Consider the following 17,915-nt stretch of genomic DNA (forward strand, 5'->3'; position numbering starts at 1 on the left):
TGCTAGGCGTGACTTTCTTGCAAGATGTGAATGGACAAGGTGTATTCATTGTCGAAAAGTCATTGCGTGACAAGATATTAAAATTAGAACTGCGAGGATACTGTGTAGGCTGTAGTCAAGTGCATAAAGGACTTGATCAGATTAAAATAGCTTATCTAGAGGCAGTGAAAGCTAGAAGACAAGCATTTATATCAGATAGCGAACTTGTAACGTTTGAGTCGATAGAAGGATTTGGCGAAGTGATACATCTAGAGCAGGAAATCGAGCAAATTGTTCAGATGATAGGAACAGATAAATGCGAAGAGGCATTAAAGCTACTCGACCATATTTGCTATCAATTTAAGATTGGTAAGATATCGGATTCAACGATAGAAGAGATGTTTGCACTTATCAAACAAAAAACCTATGCGACTTACCGAAATGCACTGAAAGAAATCCAGCAAGAGGAAAAGGAAGATTTACTTAGCTACGGAAGTTTGTCTCAATATATAACGCATATTAAAGGCTGGATAAGAGATCTGAATGGACGATTGTTAACACAGTTTGATGATTACCGTAATAAGCAAAAGGTTCAGGCTGCACTTGTATATATCAACGATAATTATAAGAGTGACTTGAATATGGCAGTTGTATCGAATCATATATCAATGAACTATTCCTTATTCTCTTATGTGTTCAAACAATATACAGGTTGCAATTTTGTTAATTACCTAAAGCAAATTAGAGTAGAAGAAGCGAAAAGATTACTTGGTACAACAGATATGAAGATTGCAGATGTAAGTAAAGCGGTAGGTTATGATAACGATAAGCATTTTATGAAGATTTTTAAAAGCCAGTGTGGAGTTTCTCCTACGGAATACCGAAGAAATACCTTGCTAGGGAATTAAGATGATACACCGATTGGAAAATAAAAACAGGTTAATTTCATTATGGTTGAAATTCATATAATGAAATTGACCTGTTTTTGTTTTATAATTTATTCTTCTAATAGAGTAAATAATATGTCAGGTGTATAAAATTGAGCAGAATAACTTAGTGCTACAGTATATGTTTTCTTATGGATAAGAAGATAGTTTTGAATATATTTTTCAATCTTATTCATTAAGCTAATAGCATCTTCTTCTTGAGCGTCTTGCAATAGTAGAAGAAATGTATTCTTCGTTGGACGTGAGCAGAAGAGCGAATCGGATTGATTACTTTCAAGTGCTCTTGCTAAAATCAAATGGCAAAGATCAGATTCTTTTGAACCATATTGTGAATGAATTTGTTCTAAGTCTTTAATTTGAAGAGTGATGGTAAGAATCGTATCGACTTGATAATCACTCTTAGTAAGTAATGATTCACAATGTTTCTTGAGACCTTTATAGTTCCATAAGTGTGTAAGTTCATCTTTTAGATACAAAGTTTCAAGGCGGTCAATTAATGCAGTACGCTCATAATTATTGACAATTGTTTGGAGCATATTATTAATATTTCGCAACCATAATATAAAACTAAATGTATGTGGAATATAGTTGTTATTATAGGAAAGAGCAACATAGCCAAAGTTTTTATCTCTAAAATATAATGGCATATACAAAAAGGCAACAGCACTATTACTGTATATCGATTCTGGAAGAAGTATGTCGTTACTAAAACTACATTCTGGAATACGTTTCCCATTCTTGATACCCATTTTTAACAGTTTCAAATCATTTGAGTAAATATCATCATCTTCCTCATCGGTATAATCAAGAATAGAGTTCGATAGAGAATCCCAATCAGGATAGAGACATACGTAAAATCCCTCAAGATCTTCTATGGTATCGGTATATCTAGCTAAAACATCCATTCCTTCATCAATATCTGTGATATTAAGCAAGGAAGAGGAGAGATTAATATCTGTAATCATCTCTCGTTCACGTTTGTTAATGATATCAATAAGAGTCAAGTTATAGTAACTATTTCGTTGTGTAGATGGATTAACACATCCACATGAGGCATGAATAACTGGGTGAGCAGATGCGGTAATGACTTTATCTAACGTTTCACCAGCATGTAATCGAATCAGTGTATCAACAGCAAGTTCTCCTAACTCCTGAATAGGAAAATCAACAGAAGTAATTGGTGGAACGTTGTGACGACCAGCTTCAATATTATCATATCCAGTAATCGCAATATCGTTTGGTATAGAGAATCCTTTTTCTGTTAGAATCTTGGAAACCATAAGGGCAAGCGAATCATTGTAACATACAATTACTTCAGGTTGATTATCTGGTTCTGAAAGAAGTGCATCGATTGCTTCATGAATGGAATCCAAATTAGGGTGACACCATGCAATCGTATTGTCTGACCAGGAAAGACCATGTTTTGTCATAGTTTCTTGATAGGAAGCAATTCTTTGCTCAGAAAATGATTTATCTTGCTTATTAGCTAAGAAGGAAATTCGCTCGTATTTATGTGTTGTAATTAAGTGTGAAACCAATTCTTTCATTGGTTGTGTATTGTCAATTAGGATTGTATAAAATTCAGATGGTTCTTGATTTATATCAACAATGGGACAGGAACAGTTTTCGCGAATTGTTTGAACAATCAAGTCTGTTAGCCCTGAATCAAGATATGTGCCAGAAGCAAAGATTACACCACGATACGTTGAGAAACTTGGTATTTTAAGGATACTACTTTCGCCTTGTCCAAGTTCGTCTGTGGTTTCACCATCGCTAGAAACAAAGATATCAACATGGTAGCCATATTCGGCAGCTTTTGAAATAATGCCTGTACATAGATTTTTTTGATATTCTCCAAATATATGAGAAATAAATAGAGCAATTTTTGTATTATTTTGCATTATAAACACCTCTGGATAAAATTCTTACAAATTTTGTGCACTTTACATAATAAACACATTATAACACATTTTTTTTGTATTGCAAAATGAATAATAATTAAACAAAAAGATAATAGCCTGTTAATCAATATTTCTATAGTAAATTTGCACTATATTAAATAGCAGAAATTATTTAATATATAGAAATTTAGTTTTGGAAATTGCGATTAGCCAAAATAGGTTGGAAAGGCTTATAAACTATGGTATAATCAGTTGGATATTATTATCTAGTTGTTATTGAAGTACTAGGGGAGGTAATATGTCATGACTATAAAGTTAGGCATACTAGGTAGTGGAAGCACTATTTATGAAATTGATAAAACATTATGTAATATAGTAATTGCGGTATTTGCAGTATTGATTCTTGTTATAATTGCACTTGTAATAGCGATTAAGAAACGTGCAGATACACAGCATAAAGCTAATTTGACGGAAGAAAAGTTAAAGGAAAGCTATGCAAAACTTGAAAACGCATATAAAGAAGCTTCCATAACGCAAAAGGAACTATCAACGAAATACGAAGAATTAAAACGTAGTGAAGAGAATAATCGAAAAATTGCATATACAGATTATTTAACAGAAATACCGAATCGAACTGCTTTTACAGAACATTTGGATCATGTGATGAACACGCTTCGAAAAGAGGAAGTAGTTGCGGCAATGTATATTGATTTGGATAATTTTAAGAACATTAATGATATTCTTGGACATTCCTATGGAGATGAATTACTAATTGATGTTACACATCGTTTAAAACAAGCTATTGATGAAAATGATTATCTGGCTCGTTTTGGTGGAGATGAATTCGTTGTACTATCACAGAATATTGAAGATATTGGTCTATATGAAGAAAAAATCCACAAGATACAGAAAGTGTTCTCTTATCCATTCGTATTGTCGTTAAAAGAATTCTTTGTGACAATCAGTATTGGTGTAGCATTTGCACCAAAAGATGCGAAAACAACACAAAGCTTAATTAAAAATGTTGATTTAGCAATGTATTCCGCAAAGGAAAATGGTAAAAATACATATTGTTTCTATAATGAGAGTATAAACGAACGTTTAATGAACAAAATCGAAATACAATCAGAATTGAGACAAGCGATAGATTTCAATGAGTTTGAAGTATTCTATCAAGCACAAATTGATTTGGAGTCTAACAAAATTGCAGGTTTTGAAGCTCTTGTTAGATGGAATCACCCAGTAAAAGGTATTATTGCACCAGGAGAATTCATACCGATTGCAGAGCAGACTGGATTGATCGTACCAATTGGAAAATGGGTAATGCAAGAGGCATGTAAGCAGTTGAAGCGTTGGGAAGAGAAAGGATTTTCCGATGTTACTATGGCAGTAAATCTATCAGGCAGACAATTTTTTGACACGGATTTAGTTGCGATGGTGAAAGAAATATTGGATTTAACAGGAATAAATCCAGCGAATTTAGAACTAGAGATAACGGAAACCGTTGTGCTAGATAATATTGAATATTCTGTTGATGTTGTGGAACAGATTAAAGCGTTTGGAGTACGATTCTCGTTGGATGACTTTGGAACAGGCTATTCAGCTATGAATTATCTACGGATGTTACCTGTAAACAATATAAAAATTGATAAATGTTTCTTAGATCGTTTGATTGAAAACCAATCGGATCAAAAGATTGTTTCTAGTATTATTAATCTGGCAAAAAATCTTGAAATGGATGTAATTGCAGAAGGAGTAGAATACGAGGAACAAGCTGAATTCCTAAGAAGTGTAGATTGTAGATTAGCACAAGGGTTTCTATATAGTAAGCCATTGCCAAAGGCTGGTGCGAATGAATTATTAGGAAGATATAACAAAAAAGCATAATTATTCTATCCATAGTAAATAATATCTCCATGATAGTGTGTCAATATTCGCTTATTAAAGGAGAATGTTCAAATGGTAGGGACGGATAAAGCAAACAAGATGATACAATATGTATATTGGAGCATTCAGATTATGAATTATCTAGTGTTTTTAACATTAGATATTAGTAAATCGTATCCTCTAACTAGTTCAAGAGTTAAGTATGCTAGTATCATCTTATGCTTTTTATATGCGATATACAGTAAAAAGAAAGAAAGATCTGCATACATACTGGCAGGTCTTTTTTTTACGGTTATATCGGATTATTTCTTACTGTTTACAAAGGATTTTGCATGGGGAATGCTCAGTTTTTGTGTTACCCAGACGATGTATAGCATCTATTGCAGTAAAGATAAAAGGCAGTTTCTTATAAAAGAAGTGATACAGATTTGTGCTATAGGGGGGATTATGCTAGTGCTTCCACAGGTGGTGTTCATTAAGATAGATATTGTAATTATAGTATCAGCCTATTATTTTATTCATTTGCTAAGTAATGTGCTGTTTTCATGGATTTGCAGCAAGGAAGGGCGATATAGAAAACTTTTTGCAATTGGTATGACACTGTTTTTGCTATGTGATATCCATGTTGCCATGTATAATGCAGGGAGCTATCTGAATGTTAGCTCTTCTCATGTTTATCAAAAGATATATGAAGTAGCTACCGTAGCGATGTGGTTTTACTATCTGCCATCTCAGGTGCTAATTGCGATGGTGGGGAGAAAGAATTTAATATAGAATTTAATTGAGGTTGAATTTGAATCAATGTTGAACTTGGTGTTGCAAAAAAAGAAACGAGATGGTAAAATATAGAAGTTGAAAGTGTTTTTTGGCAAATATAATTCAACTAATTAAGGAGGTTTTATGCAATATGAAGATTTTTTGGCTCATATGCAAGTATGCATAGAGCAGATGGCTGCGCCAAGATATCAAGTTCAATTTCATTCGGTTATTAAAAACAATGATGTAGAGCAAAATGGAGTTGTCTTGATGAAAGAGGGAGAAAGAGTATCTCCAACCGTTTATGTAAACACCTACTATGAGAGGTATCTCCAAGGCGAATCGATTCCAAAACTAAGTAAGGAAATTGTAGAATTACGAATCCATACGGTGCAGGAACATTCGTTAGAAGAAGTTGCGGATGATATGAGTCTGGAGAAATGGAAAGATAGGATTGTTTACCGAGTGGTAAATCGTAAGAGTAATCGAAAGCGATTAGCAGAGATACCATTTATGCAGTTTGTGGATTTAGCAATAACATTTCATTGTGTAGTACGTAATGATGATAATGGAATCGGTTCATTTATTGTAACGAGAGATTTGATGGAGAGTTGGAATCTTACGGTAAAAGGACTATATCAATTCGCGGGAGTGAATACACCTAAATTATTTCCATCAAGTATTCGAACAATGGAAGAAGTTTTGCAAGAATTGTTCATAGAGGAATTATCACCTTCAATAATTACAGAAGAAGTGATAGAGGATGTAAAACAGGAGATTGCAGCACAAGCAGAGTTTGTACATTCTATGTATATTTTATCAAATTTAAATAATATTAATGGAGCAAGTGCACTGTTATATCCGAATGTAATCGAGAATTTTTCAAATCAGATTCAATCTAATATCTACATACTACCAAGTAGTATTCATGAAGTTATTCTAGTACCTTTTCAAGAAGAAATCGATAAATCTCAATTAATCCAAATGGTAAGTGAAGTGAATGAAACGCAAGTTGCAGCAGAAGAAGTACTGTCGTCTAATATATATTATTACGACCGAATGTGTAAAGAAATTATGTTAGAAGAATAGAAAAAAGAAAGAAAGGTATAGATGGCGGAAACCAATTATACCTTTCTTTTAAGTATGCACCTAACAGGATTCGAACCTGCGACCCTAGGCGTCGGAGGCCTATGCTCTATCCAACTGAGCTACAAGTGCAAAGCGATACCAAAGACATTATACTTGATTGTAATCAAAATGTAAAGTTGGCAGAATGAAAAATGTGCTAAAATAATAAGAAAATAATATCCCCTGAATAGTTACGAATGTATTACAAAGATATTAATAAATATCACGTAAATATTAAAAGAAAAGACGCCGAATGTTGAAGGATATGTAATAATTATGTTGATTTTTATAGACAACTTTGCTAATATGTAAAGTGGAGACTAAACACGATGTGTAAAATTACAAAAATGAACAGTTTAATATTTGTTGCTTATATAAAGCAGATAAAATGTAACCTTTTATAAGGTGGTTTTATTAAAAAGAAGTTGATATTTGCTATAAAGTCTCGGAAATTTTGAAAGGAGTATATTAGTTATTATGAAGTTAAGATATAAGAAAATGATATTAATCATATCGATGAGTGCAATGGGAATAGGAATGGTAACATTATCGTTAAGTAAGCCAAAGGAAAAGGCAGAAAAGGGTGATGTAGCTGTAACAAGAACTATTGATGATAATACAGATGCAGAGACTACAGATGTAGAAAAAGATACAGAGGAAGGTACAACTGCAAAAATTGAATTAGTTGGAGAGCCAAATGATGGAGAATTGCGTATGGATATATATCCTGCAATTAATGATTTGATTAAGAAGTATATGACAGCAAAAGCAGCATGTGATTATGAGACAATTCGTACATTAGTGGGTGATACTTCTGTAATTGATGAAGATGATTTACGTGCAAAATCTGAATATATTGAAGAATATAGAAATCTTGCTTGCTATACATTAAATGGACCTACAAAAGATTCTTTTGTAGTATATGTTTATGAAGATTTAAAAATCTTGAATATCGAAACGTTAGCACCAGGAATGACAAGACTATATATAAAGCTTGATGAATCTGGTAATCCGTATATTTATCTAGGTGCAGTTGATGATGAAACACAAAAGTTCATACAAGAAACATCGAATAATCAAGCTGTAATTGATATTATTACTGCGGTTAATACAAAGCTTGAAGAAGTTTCAACAAGGGATGAGGAATTAAAGAAATTCATTGATGAGCGTACTGGTGCAGCAAGTAATAGTGCTGATAAAAAGACAGATGATACAAAAAAAGACGATACAAAAGCGGATGATAAAAAGTCAGATGATTCTGCAAGCAAGGATACGAAGGATAAAGAAGCATCAGACAAAAATTAAATCAACGATAGTGTTTGATTAGTAGAATAGGAATTAAGATGAAAAAAAAACCAGTTATCGAAAAAGATATTCAAGAAGGAATTCGTGTTAATAAGTACTTAAGTGATTGTGGAATCTGTTCAAGAAGACAAGCAGATCGTTATGTAGAAGAAGGACGAATTCAAGTAAATGGCGAAGTTGCTGTAATGGGAACGAAGATTTTTCAAGGTGATGTAGTTAAGTTTGATAATAAGACAATCAGCAAAGAAGATGAAATGATTTTTCTTGCTATGAATAAGCCAAGAGGAATAACATGTACAGCGCAAAAAGAAGATCCAGATAATATTATTGATTTTTTAAATTATCCAAAGAGAGTATATCCAATTGGACGCCTTGATAAAGATTCAGAAGGACTTATCTTGCTAACAAACGATGGAAGTATTGTGAATAAGATATTAAAAGCAAGTACATTTCATGAAAAAGAGTATATAGTAACCGTGAATAAGCCGATTACTCTAAAGTTTCTTGAAAGTATGCGTGAGGGAGTTCCAATCCTAGATACAGTAACTAGAGAATGTGAAGTAACACAGATTAATAAATTTACATTCAATATTATATTAACGCAAGGATTAAATCGACAGATACGCCGTATGTGTGAGTATCTAGGCTATCGTGTTGTTTCATTACAGAGAGTTCGAATTATGAATATTAAGATTGGAAAGCTAAAAGTTGGTACGTGGCGTAAAGTTACAGAACAGGAGCTTGAAGACTTGTATAAGCTTACATCTACATCTCAGAAGAAGCAGACTGCGAGTTCGAATCGTAGTAAAAGCAGTAAATAACAAAAGAAATTAATAAATTGCCAAGCTAAAGAAAATGAGACTATTTAGCTTGGCTTGTTTAAGTTAATAGAATATAGGGGGCGTCAAAAGGTTTTGCAATTATTCAAATGAATACTTGGAAATATTTATTCATTTGTACGGAATAGATGTACTTGTGTACTATGATGTTTATGATGCAAAACTTTATATGTTTGTATAGCTTCTTCACTGCCGTATTAGAACACGAAACACGCTACACACCTAAGAACTTCTAAGTGTGTATGGGAAGATAATGAAAAGTTGCGGAAACGCCTTCGATTCGGCATCCTGCCTCAGCTCAGGCAGGCTCGGCGTCCATGCCTCGCCTTCCTAGGTTGTTAATTACACACTAAGAAGTACTATAGGTGTTTCGCTATCGTTTCTTTGTTCTAATACGGCAGCGAAGAAGCAAGTCAAGGTTACGAAGTTTTGCATATATACTTTGTTGATACACAAGTACAGGTAAGTTGGTGAATGAATAAATATTACCAAGTATTCATGGTCAACGTTCTTCTTAACCTTTTGACTCTTGAAACAGATTAATAGAAGATAAAAGATAAGAGATTAAGAAAGGTATGGTAAAACGATGAGTGATAAATTGCAGGAAATAAAAGAGCGAGTGGAATTATTGAATAAAGCTGGTAAGGCTTATTATCAAGAAGATAATGAAATTATGAAGAACTTTGAATATGATAAGTTGTATGATGAGTTGGTAGAGTTGGAGAAAGAGACAGGTATTGTATTGTCTAATAGCCCGACGCAAAATGTTGGTTATGAGGCTTTAGATGAACTTCCGAAGGAACGTCATGAATCAACGATGTTGTCGCTTGATAAAACAAAAGAAGTGGAAACTTTACGTGATTGGTTAGGCTCACAGGAAGGTTTATTGTCTTGGAAATTAGATGGATTAACAATTGTTTTGACATATGAAGAAGGAAAGTTAGTAAAGGCGGTTACACGTGGTAATGGTGAAGTTGGTGAAGTTATTACCAACAATGCAAGAGTATTCAAGAACATTCCACTGACGATTCAATATAAAGGAACATTAGTACTTCGTGGAGAAGCTGTTATTAAATATTCTGATTTTGCCAAGATTAACGAAGAAATCGAAGATGTAGATTCAAAATATAAGAATCCAAGAAATCTATGTAGTGGTAGTGTGAGACAGCTAAACAATGAAATTACGGCGAAGAGAAATGTGCATTTCTTTGCATTTTCGCTTGTTAATGCTTCGGACGAGGATTTTAACAATTCAAGAGAAGAGCAGATGAACTGGTTAAGCGCACAAGGTTTTGATGTTGTTGAAACAAAGAAAGTAACGGCAGAGACAATAGCTGATACGGTAAAATGGTTTTCTGATACCATTGTTGAAAATGATTTTCCTTCCGATGGTCTTGTATTAGTATTAGAGGATATTGCCTATGGTAAATCATTAGGTGCAACTTCTAAATTCCCTCGTGATTCCATTGCTTTCAAATGGCAAGATGAAGTTAAAGAAACAAAACTAAAGGAGATAGAATGGAGTGCTTCTCGTACTGGCTTAATTAACCCAGTAGCCATCTTTGAACCAGTAGAGTTAGAAGGGACAACCGTAAGTCGTGCAAGTGTTCATAATGTAAGTATTGTAGAAGCTTTGCAATTAGGTATTGAGGATACGATTCAAGTCTATAAAGCCAATATGATTATCCCACAAATTGCAGAGAATCTAACAAGAAGTAATACCGTTGTAGTTCCAGATACTTGTCCGGTCTGTCAAGGTCAAACGCAGATTAAGCAAGAAAATGGAGTAAAGTCATTATACTGCATTAACCCAGATTGTTTGGCAAAGAAGATTAAATCATTTACGCATTTTGTTGGAAGAGATGCAATGAATATAGAGGGATTATCTGAAGCTACGATTGAGAAATTAATTGCAGAAGGAATGATTAAGGAGTTAGCGGACTTATTCCATGTTGATAAGTTCAAAGACGTAATTATAACGATGGAGGGCTTTGGTGAAAAATCGTATACGAATCTGATTGCTTCTATTGATAAGGCGAGACGTACAACATTGGCGAAATTCATCTACAGCTTAGGAATCTCTAATGTAGGCTTATCGAATGCAAAGCTAATCTGCAAAGCATATAAGAATGATTTAGATGCTGTTCGAAACGCAACGGCTGAAACGCTTGTTGAGATTCAGGGGATTGGAGATATTATTGCAGAAACATTTGTCGCTTTTTTTGAAAAAGAAGAGAATCGAAAAATTGTGGATGATTTGTTAGAAGAAGTTACTTTTGAAGAAGAAGTGGTGGATGAATCGGATTTGATTTTTGACAAGATGAATTTTGTTATTACAGGTTCGGTAGAGCATTTTGCAAATCGAAATGAAGTAAAAGCTTTGATTGAATCAAAAGGTGGTAAGGTAACAGGTTCAGTTACATCAAAAACAAACTATCTTATTAACAATGATAATTTATCCAATTCTTCAAAGAATAAGAAGGCGAAAGAATTAGAGATTCCTATTATTACAGAGCTTGAATTTATGGAGATGATAGGGCGTGTCTAAAAAATCATTTCTAAAAAATAACTGCCCTATATAAGAGTTTTTTGATATATCTTGGGTATGGAATAAGCGTATCCATGTGTTGATTTTAGAGGATAATCGTGTTAAAATTGTGGTTATAGCTGTATGAAAAAAGTTTTGTAAATCACAATTATGATGTTGGGGTCAAAGGGGATTTTGTCCTCAACTGATACACGGATTGCTACGCATTACATGTTCTCGCAATCCTAAAATATTTGAAATTAGATACCTGCATTTGCAGAAGGAGGGGGATAGCCATGCCTATCAAAGTACAGAAAAACCTGCCTGCTAAGAGAGTCTTAGAGGAAGAAAATATATTCATGATGGATGAGAATCGTGCGGTAGCTCAGGATATTAGACCGCTTCAAATAGCAATCCTCAAACTTATGCCATTAAAAGAAGATACGGAAGTTCAATTGCTTAGAAGTTTATCCAATACGCCATTGCAAGTTGATGTGACATTCTTAACGACAGAAACCTATGTTGGCAAGAACACAGCAGCAAGTCATTTGGACAAATTCTATCTAACATTTAAGGAAATAAAAGAGCGTCGTTTTGATGGATTGATTATTACTGGTGCACCAGTAGAGCAGATGGAATTCGAAGATGTAATCTATTGGAAAGAGCTTACAGACATCATGGAATGGTCAAAAACAAATGTAACATCAACATTACACATCTGTTGGGGTGCTCAAGCAGGTTTGTATTATCATTATGGTATTAACAAGTATTCATTAGATAAAAAAGTGTTTGGTATATTTGAACATAAAGTACTAAATCGTAAAGTGGCACTTGTCCGTGGATTTGATGATTATTTCTATGCACCACACTCAAGACATACTGGTGTTAGTACGGAAGAGATTGCAAAGAATAAGAATCTTGAAATTCTTGCTGAATCAGAAGAAGCAGGCGTATTTATCGTTATGTCAAAAGACGGGAAGCATGTTTTCGTTACAGGGCATCCAGAATATGACCGTATTACGCTTGATGGTGAGTATAAGAGGGATACGTTAAAAGGGCTAGAAATTGATAAGCCTAAGAATTACTATCCAGACAATGACCCAGAGAAGCGTCCAATTCTTTCTTGGAGAGGGCATTCGAATACGTTGTATACGAACTGGTTGAATTATTTTGTTTATCAGGTTACGCCGTATGAGTTGTAGAAAGAACTATAGCTACAAGACTTTGATGTTGTTGAGGAATAACAACAAACTATCGTAAAGTATCGCAGAATATCATATGTTTTGATGTCAGAAATGGGGCGAAAAGGTGTAAGTATTGAGTGGTGTCATTTGGTGAAAAAATTCAAGAGATATGAAAAATTAATTTAATTGTAATGATGAAAAATGAATGCAGAAGATAACCTGTGATATGAGAATTGGTACATGGAATGTATGTGAAAGCAGTATGTTTTAGAGTTTCCTGTAGTGGGGAGCTTTTGCATGTTGCTTTTTGTTTTTCTTTTATCTGTTGATGAATGATTAGAAGTTGAATTAATTGTCATAGGAAAGGGCGCTTCTAATGAATGAAATATATGCAAGGTATAATGAACAGAAAATTGTGTTGATGTGACGATATATGAGGTAGGAGGTATACTATGGATGATTGTTAGACATGGGAAGAGGGAATTAAGAAGTAATAATGTTCAATTGATCAAATTCTTGTAGTACAGCTCTTTTGTTGTGGAAACATTTGGAAATTAGGATAAGCATAGAAAGATATGCATCAGATACGGTTCAGGTCACTAGTGAACTTATTAGGGGAAAAACCATTGGATTGAGGGCACTTTTTGCTATTATACTTGAAAAGTGATGGTACTAAATGCTATCACCTATTTAAAAATGATGTAACAGTGTTTTTTATACCAAATCTGCACATTGAATATTCAATTTTCTATAGTTATATACTGTTATGATCAGATTGAATAAAAAAACAGTATGTGGTAAAATTAACAAGTAAAAGGAGGTTGAGAGATGGCAAATAATAAGGAATGTTTTTGCAATCATTGTAATAGAGAAAGAACATTTTTTCTTGAATCTGACCTTATTTGGTATTGTGATGAGTGTCATAATCCTTTAGATAGTTTTCCTATAATAGAAGATGAAGAACAGGAAAGTGAATTAGTTGAATTTGAAGAAAATTATGGTGAAGCTGTTTATTGTAGAACTTGTGGTAATTTTGTTTTGATTGAATATATCTTAGAAGACCCCATTTGTCCATATTGTGCAGATGAGTTAGATACTGAATTGGAAAACAAAGGATATGTTTACGATTATGAGAATGATTTCTATATAAAGATTATAAATAATTTGAAAGAGATGTAGAGGTGATATTGTAAATTATGAGAATTAAGCAATTGAGAATAAAAGGTTTTAAGGATGAACAAAGAATTGTTAATATTGAATTTCCAGATGACAATATAGCAATATTATTTGGTAAGAATGGTTGTGGAAAAACTTCTATACTACGTATAATAAGTGCAATATTGGGAAAAACAGAAGATGTTTTACTGGAAGAGAAAGTAGAAGAAGTGGAAATTGTTTTATCGGATACTAAACAGGATAAGACATATAATATTCAGAGATATAATGAAGATGATATTAATGATAAAAATAGAGATAGAGAAGATCTTGAAAGTAAATATAAGTGGGGAGATTTTCCGAATAATGTTTCTTCGATTCTATTTGGTGTAAATCGTGCAATTTCGTACAATATGAATGTAACGCCTATACAAATAGAAAGATTTTTAAGAAGTGAATTTGGTAGAACATATAGAAGTCTACTTCGTAATCGTGGAGAAAATTTTTCTGAAGATTTGGTACACTACTTAAATAGAGTAGATAATAGAAGTGAGAGTAGATTAGGTTTTTCAAATAAATATAATCAGCTTATGAGAAATAACGTTACAATAGAAAAATTAGATATGACATCAGTTGAAGAGGTTTTAAATAGAAATTTTAATAGTGCAAATAGACAAAGAAGTTTAAGAGTAAGGGACGCTGTATTTAATACTCTCTCTGATATTGTTGAATTTGGTGCAGAAAAGAAAGAAAAAATTTATCAAGAACACATTAATTTTAAAGATGAAATTATGAAGAACAAAGATAAGTTATTGGAAGCTTTAGAGGAATCGACAGATAATAGTCTGCAGAGATTATTAATTAATACTTTGAAAAAAACGAATGCAGATGAGATAATTGAAGATTGTGAGAAAAGTGATATTATATTGAATCTATTGGCAAGGATGTTAGAAGAGTTAAATAAAGAAGATGGAATGCTAAAGGCAATAAATTATCTTTTAGAAATATATAACGAACATTTATCAGAAGGTAAATCGTTAAAGATTGATGAAAAGGGAACATATATAGAGTTTGAGAATAAAAAAAATAATCATATTTTATCTCAACTTTCAAGTGGAGAAAAACATCTTCTATCATTATTAACAGGCTGTATGATTATTGGAAGTAATAAAAATATAGTTATGATAGATGAGCCAGAATTATCTTTAAATGTCTCTTGGAAGAAAAAAATACTTTCTACACTAAATGATATATTACCAAATGCTCAAATAATAGTAGCTACACATAGTTCATCTGTTGTAAATAATAATTTTGATGCAATGGTAGAACTAGAATAGGGAGAATTGTTATGGCAAATGATGATTTGAAAAAAACTGCAGGAGAGATATATGCTGATGCAATAATGGAGCATACACCAGTCATTATAGTTGAAGGAAAAGATGATGTTCCATTTTATGATAGGCTTTGTAATATAATAAAAAAAAAGGTAACTATATACCCCATTGATGTTTTAAAAGAACATAGTGGACATAGTTGTGACGATGTGATTAGAGCTGTTAAGTCAGTAGAGGAATGTACAGAAAAAAAGCAACAATGTCAAAAATATTTACTTGGTATAATTGATAGAGATGCAAGATTTTTTCGTGGTTATGTGCCTGATAACTTATGTATTTTAATTTTAAAGTACTACTCGTATGAGTCTCATTTAATTAACCGTAATAATATTAAACAACTGGTACAAGATTATACATCAATAGGAGAGAGCTTCATTGATAACCGACTTATATCTTTTTTTGAAAGAGCTGATGAAGAAATGCATAAATATATATATTATGCTTGTTTGGAAGCTTTAAAAGGTGCTTGTACAGGAACGGAGTATAATGCATCAGTAGGTTATTCCAAAACAATTGAATTTATCTGCAAGAACGATAAAAAAGAAGAGATAATGAATAAAAAGACAGATTTAGATGATTTTGCTTCTGAAAAAGATATCGCTTATAATGATGAGTCTTTTAAAACGATTGTTAAGGGGCATTGGTTTTTAAGATTGCACGCAGGACAATTTTTGCGTAAAATACAGGAACTTCCAGTTAAATGTAAAAATGCAGAGATACAGCAATGTCAATATTGTAAGATTGAAGAATATGATCTGTGTTTATATAAGAAAAATAAAAATATACAAATTAATGATATTGAAAACAGTTTAATTAAGAATTATGATTATAGTGATGTTGATTACATAAAAGATAGGATTATGCAGTTAGCATAGTCGATATATTTTACGTGAGGAAAAAACGGATAATGATAGTGTGTAGTGAAGTAAGTTTGATGATAAGTAATGCTATTATTGAAAGAGTGAGAGAACTTCAATTAATAGCGATATCACATAAATAATAGATTACATTTAACGATTTATAAATATTAAGACCATTACACTAAGTGTTAGGATCTTTTCTCAAAAAAGCATGTATAAAAGTCTAGACTTAAAACTACTCTATTTTATAAACACAACGAGAAGCTTAATAAATATGCTCATTTGTTTAATTGAAAATTTTAAATGCAATGGAAAAATATTATTTGTGTCACCAGTGGTGACACAAAGTAAATGAATAAGTTCTTCATTTTCAAAAAAGTGAAAAATATCTTGAGAAGAGATTGTTTTTAGAAAATCTGGAAAAGTGATGAATATTATAAAGTCTTAGGTGAATGTGACCATGGTGCTGATTCAGGAAGAGATTTATTGAATTTCTGCTAAAAGCTATCTATGATGCATTATATGAAATTGCTGATACCGAACAAGTAACCGATCAAGTGACCGAACAAGTTGAAAAGTTGTTGGCGGCTATGGGTGATAACGAATACTCAACCAAAGATTTAATGGAATTGCTAGGATTAAAGCATAGACCTACATTCAGAGAAAATTATTTGTTACCAGCTTTGGAACTTGGCTATATCGAAATGACAATACCAGATAAGCCAAGTAGTAGCAAGCAAAAGTATAAGAAATGCTGAAATGCAATTAAGATTGAACTAAATGCTGGTTCAATCTGTATGTTTGTTAAAAAAGTTCAGATTGGGGAAAATAATAAAACGATAAAATTATTGACGACAAACGATGCTACAAAAATATTAGGTAATCAAGATGTTTCCTATTGTTTTTATACCAATAGTGGAGAATGAAGTTACAAACTGGATGAGGCAATAAAAGGTTCTGGCAAAGATGTTATGACTAGAATAGAAGTAAATGTACTTACTGAGAAAGTTGCTTTGCTTGAAAAAGAGGTTGCTGAACTAAAAAATAGAATTGCATAATATATAAATCTACTAGATGTAAAGTCCGTTGATTTATTAACATTTTATACATTTATAAGAAGCTATCACATTTCAAATATGAACTGTGATGGCTTCTTTTTCCATATCTTTCTTGACTATAAAAAGCAGAAAGGTATCAGATACTTCAGATTGGAGAACTTGTTCAAATTACTTACGAAACCCTCCAATATAACACCAGACTTTTGTGGTATGCTACAATTAAGATGGGGGTGATTATGTTTGAAGACATACAAGACTTCAGAGGTTGCTAAGGTAATAGGAATACATCCGAATACGGTTCGTTTATATGAAGAATGGGGACTGATATCTCAAGTAGAGCGGAAATCAAATGGATACAGAGTCTTTACAGATTTTCATATTGAGCAGATAGAACTTGTGCGAATTGCTCTTAAAATGGAAGTGGTTCAGAATGGGTTACGCAAAAAGATTGTAGAAACAGTAAAAGTTTCTGCAAATAGAGATTTTGACAAGGCTCTTATTCTTGCACAGGAGTATTTGAATCAAGTACACCAAGAAAATAAAAATGCAGTGGAAGCAATTTGTATAGTAAAGCAAATTTTAGAGGGGAATACAACCTCGGATACTCTATGCTTAAAACGAAAGGAAGTATCGGATTATTTAGGTATTTCTATGGATACACTCAGGAATTGGGAGTTAAATGGTTTACTAAGAGTGAAGCGAAAACAAAATGGATACCGTTATTATACAAGTGAGGATATTAAGCGGTTAAAAATAATAAGGTCGCTTCGATGTGCAAATTATTCATTAGAAGCAATACTGCGCATGTTGAATGCACTTACGGCAAATCCACAGATTAACATAATGGAAATTTTGAATACTCCAGAAGACGATGCAGATATTATTTCTGCTTGTGATAAAATAATAATATCGTTACAGGAAGCCGCCCAAGATGCTGAAGTGATCATTCGAAGTCTCAAGGATATGAAAAGAAAATATAAATAACCCTCCATTAT

Annotated in this window: 14 protein-coding genes and 1 tRNA gene; 13 read left to right on the forward strand and 2 right to left on the reverse strand. The window is 32.7% G+C overall.

Features of this window, described 5'->3' with window-relative positions; genetic code table 11:
- Positions 1-887, forward strand: an 887-nt coding sequence (locus RMR19_RS16465; protein ID WP_310604594.1) for a helix-turn-helix domain-containing protein, incomplete at its 5' end; no start/stop codon positions are given.
- Between the two features lie 89 nt (positions 888-976).
- On the opposite strand, the gene RMR19_RS16470 is transcribed toward RMR19_RS16465, so the two are convergent.
- The gene (locus RMR19_RS16470) at positions 977-2,827 is read right to left on the reverse strand and encodes a GGDEF domain-containing protein (RefSeq protein WP_310604595.1); all 1,851 of its coding nucleotides are present in this window, start codon (positions 2,825-2,827) and stop codon (positions 977-979) included.
- Between the two features lie 303 nt (positions 2,828-3,130).
- Here RMR19_RS16470 and RMR19_RS16475 point away from each other — a divergent pair, with 303 nt between their 5' ends.
- From RMR19_RS16475 to RMR19_RS16485, 3 genes are all read left to right on the forward strand, one after another.
- Positions 3,131-4,714 carry a putative bifunctional diguanylate cyclase/phosphodiesterase gene (locus RMR19_RS16475; RefSeq protein ID WP_310604596.1) on the forward strand — a complete coding sequence of 528 codons (1,584 nt, stop codon included), beginning with the start codon at positions 3,131-3,133 and terminating at the stop codon, positions 4,712-4,714.
- Between the two features lie 72 nt (positions 4,715-4,786).
- A complete protein-coding gene (locus RMR19_RS16480; protein WP_310604597.1) occupies positions 4,787-5,488 on the forward strand; it encodes a lysoplasmalogenase family protein in 702 nt (233 codons plus the stop codon).
- 126 nt (positions 5,489-5,614) lie between these two features.
- Entirely contained in the window at positions 5,615-6,559 is a 945-nt protein-coding gene (locus RMR19_RS16485; protein WP_310604598.1) for a DUF5688 family protein, read from the forward strand.
- A gap of 55 nt (positions 6,560-6,614) precedes the next feature.
- Here the strand turns inward: RMR19_RS16485 and RMR19_RS16490 are convergent.
- Positions 6,615-6,688 (reverse strand) — tRNA-Arg (locus tag RMR19_RS16490).
- 387 nt (positions 6,689-7,075) lie between these two features.
- Here RMR19_RS16490 and RMR19_RS16495 point away from each other — a divergent pair.
- From RMR19_RS16495 to RMR19_RS16535, 9 genes are all read left to right on the forward strand, one after another.
- The gene (locus RMR19_RS16495) at positions 7,076-7,903 is read left to right on the forward strand and encodes a hypothetical protein (protein ID WP_310604599.1); all 828 of its coding nucleotides are present in this window, start codon (positions 7,076-7,078) and stop codon (positions 7,901-7,903) included.
- Positions 7,904-7,941: 38 nt separating this feature from the next.
- The gene (gene rluF / locus RMR19_RS16500; RefSeq protein WP_310604607.1) at positions 7,942-8,724 is read left to right on the forward strand and encodes a 23S rRNA pseudouridine(2604) synthase RluF; all 783 of its coding nucleotides are present in this window, start codon (positions 7,942-7,944) and stop codon (positions 8,722-8,724) included.
- A gap of 604 nt (positions 8,725-9,328) precedes the next feature.
- Positions 9,329-11,290, forward strand: a complete 1,962-nt coding sequence (ligA, locus tag RMR19_RS16505) for an NAD-dependent DNA ligase LigA (protein ID WP_310604600.1) — start codon at positions 9,329-9,331, stop codon at positions 11,288-11,290.
- Between the two features lie 275 nt (positions 11,291-11,565).
- Positions 11,566-12,471 carry a homoserine O-acetyltransferase MetA gene (metA, locus tag RMR19_RS16510; RefSeq protein ID WP_310604601.1) on the forward strand — a complete coding sequence of 302 codons (906 nt, stop codon included), beginning with the start codon at positions 11,566-11,568 and terminating at the stop codon, positions 12,469-12,471.
- Positions 12,472-13,281: 810 nt separating this feature from the next.
- On the forward strand, positions 13,282-13,632 hold the full coding sequence (locus RMR19_RS16515) for a hypothetical protein (RefSeq protein ID WP_310604602.1): 351 nt from the start codon (positions 13,282-13,284) through the stop codon (positions 13,630-13,632).
- Between the two features lie 17 nt (positions 13,633-13,649).
- Positions 13,650-14,945 carry an AAA family ATPase gene (locus tag RMR19_RS16520; protein ID WP_310604603.1) on the forward strand — a complete coding sequence of 432 codons (1,296 nt, stop codon included), beginning with the start codon at positions 13,650-13,652 and terminating at the stop codon, positions 14,943-14,945.
- A gap of 11 nt (positions 14,946-14,956) precedes the next feature.
- Positions 14,957-15,877 carry a hypothetical protein gene (locus RMR19_RS16525; RefSeq protein WP_310604604.1) on the forward strand — a complete coding sequence of 307 codons (921 nt, stop codon included), beginning with the start codon at positions 14,957-14,959 and terminating at the stop codon, positions 15,875-15,877.
- Positions 15,878-16,419: 542 nt separating this feature from the next.
- Positions 16,420-16,620, forward strand: a complete 201-nt coding sequence (locus RMR19_RS16530; protein ID WP_310604605.1) for a Fic family protein — start codon at positions 16,420-16,422, stop codon at positions 16,618-16,620.
- Between the two features lie 540 nt (positions 16,621-17,160).
- Positions 17,161-17,904, forward strand: a complete 744-nt coding sequence (locus RMR19_RS16535; protein ID WP_310604606.1) for a MerR family transcriptional regulator — start codon at positions 17,161-17,163, stop codon at positions 17,902-17,904.
- Positions 17,905-17,915: the final 11 nt, after the last annotated feature.

The sequence above is a fragment of the Anaerosporobacter sp. genome, assembly GCF_031551385.1.
Taxonomy (GTDB): Bacteria; Bacillota; Clostridia; order Lachnospirales; family Lachnospiraceae; genus Anaerosporobacter.

Coding starts and splice junctions, on each gene's coding strand:
- RMR19_RS16495 (WP_310604599.1), top strand. CDS start 7,076: ATGAAGTTAAGATATAAGAAAATGATATTAATCATATCGATGAGTGCA.
- RMR19_RS16475 (WP_310604596.1), top strand. CDS start 3,131: ATGACTATAAAGTTAGGCATACTAGGTAGTGGAAGCACTATTTATGAA.
- RMR19_RS16485 (WP_310604598.1), top strand. CDS start 5,615: ATGCAATATGAAGATTTTTTGGCTCATATGCAAGTATGCATAGAGCAG.
- RMR19_RS16525 (WP_310604604.1), top strand. CDS start 14,957: ATGGCAAATGATGATTTGAAAAAAACTGCAGGAGAGATATATGCTGAT.
- metA (WP_310604601.1), top strand. CDS start 11,566: ATGCCTATCAAAGTACAGAAAAACCTGCCTGCTAAGAGAGTCTTAGAG.
- RMR19_RS16520 (WP_310604603.1), top strand. CDS start 13,650: ATGAGAATTAAGCAATTGAGAATAAAAGGTTTTAAGGATGAACAAAGA.
- RMR19_RS16470 (WP_310604595.1), bottom strand. CDS start 2,827: ATGCAAAATAATACAAAAATTGCTCTATTTATTTCTCATATATTTGGA.
- RMR19_RS16480 (WP_310604597.1), top strand. CDS start 4,787: ATGGTAGGGACGGATAAAGCAAACAAGATGATACAATATGTATATTGG.
- RMR19_RS16515 (WP_310604602.1), top strand. CDS start 13,282: ATGGCAAATAATAAGGAATGTTTTTGCAATCATTGTAATAGAGAAAGA.
- ligA (WP_310604600.1), top strand. CDS start 9,329: ATGAGTGATAAATTGCAGGAAATAAAAGAGCGAGTGGAATTATTGAAT.
- rluF (WP_310604607.1), top strand. CDS start 7,942: ATGAAAAAAAAACCAGTTATCGAAAAAGATATTCAAGAAGGAATTCGT.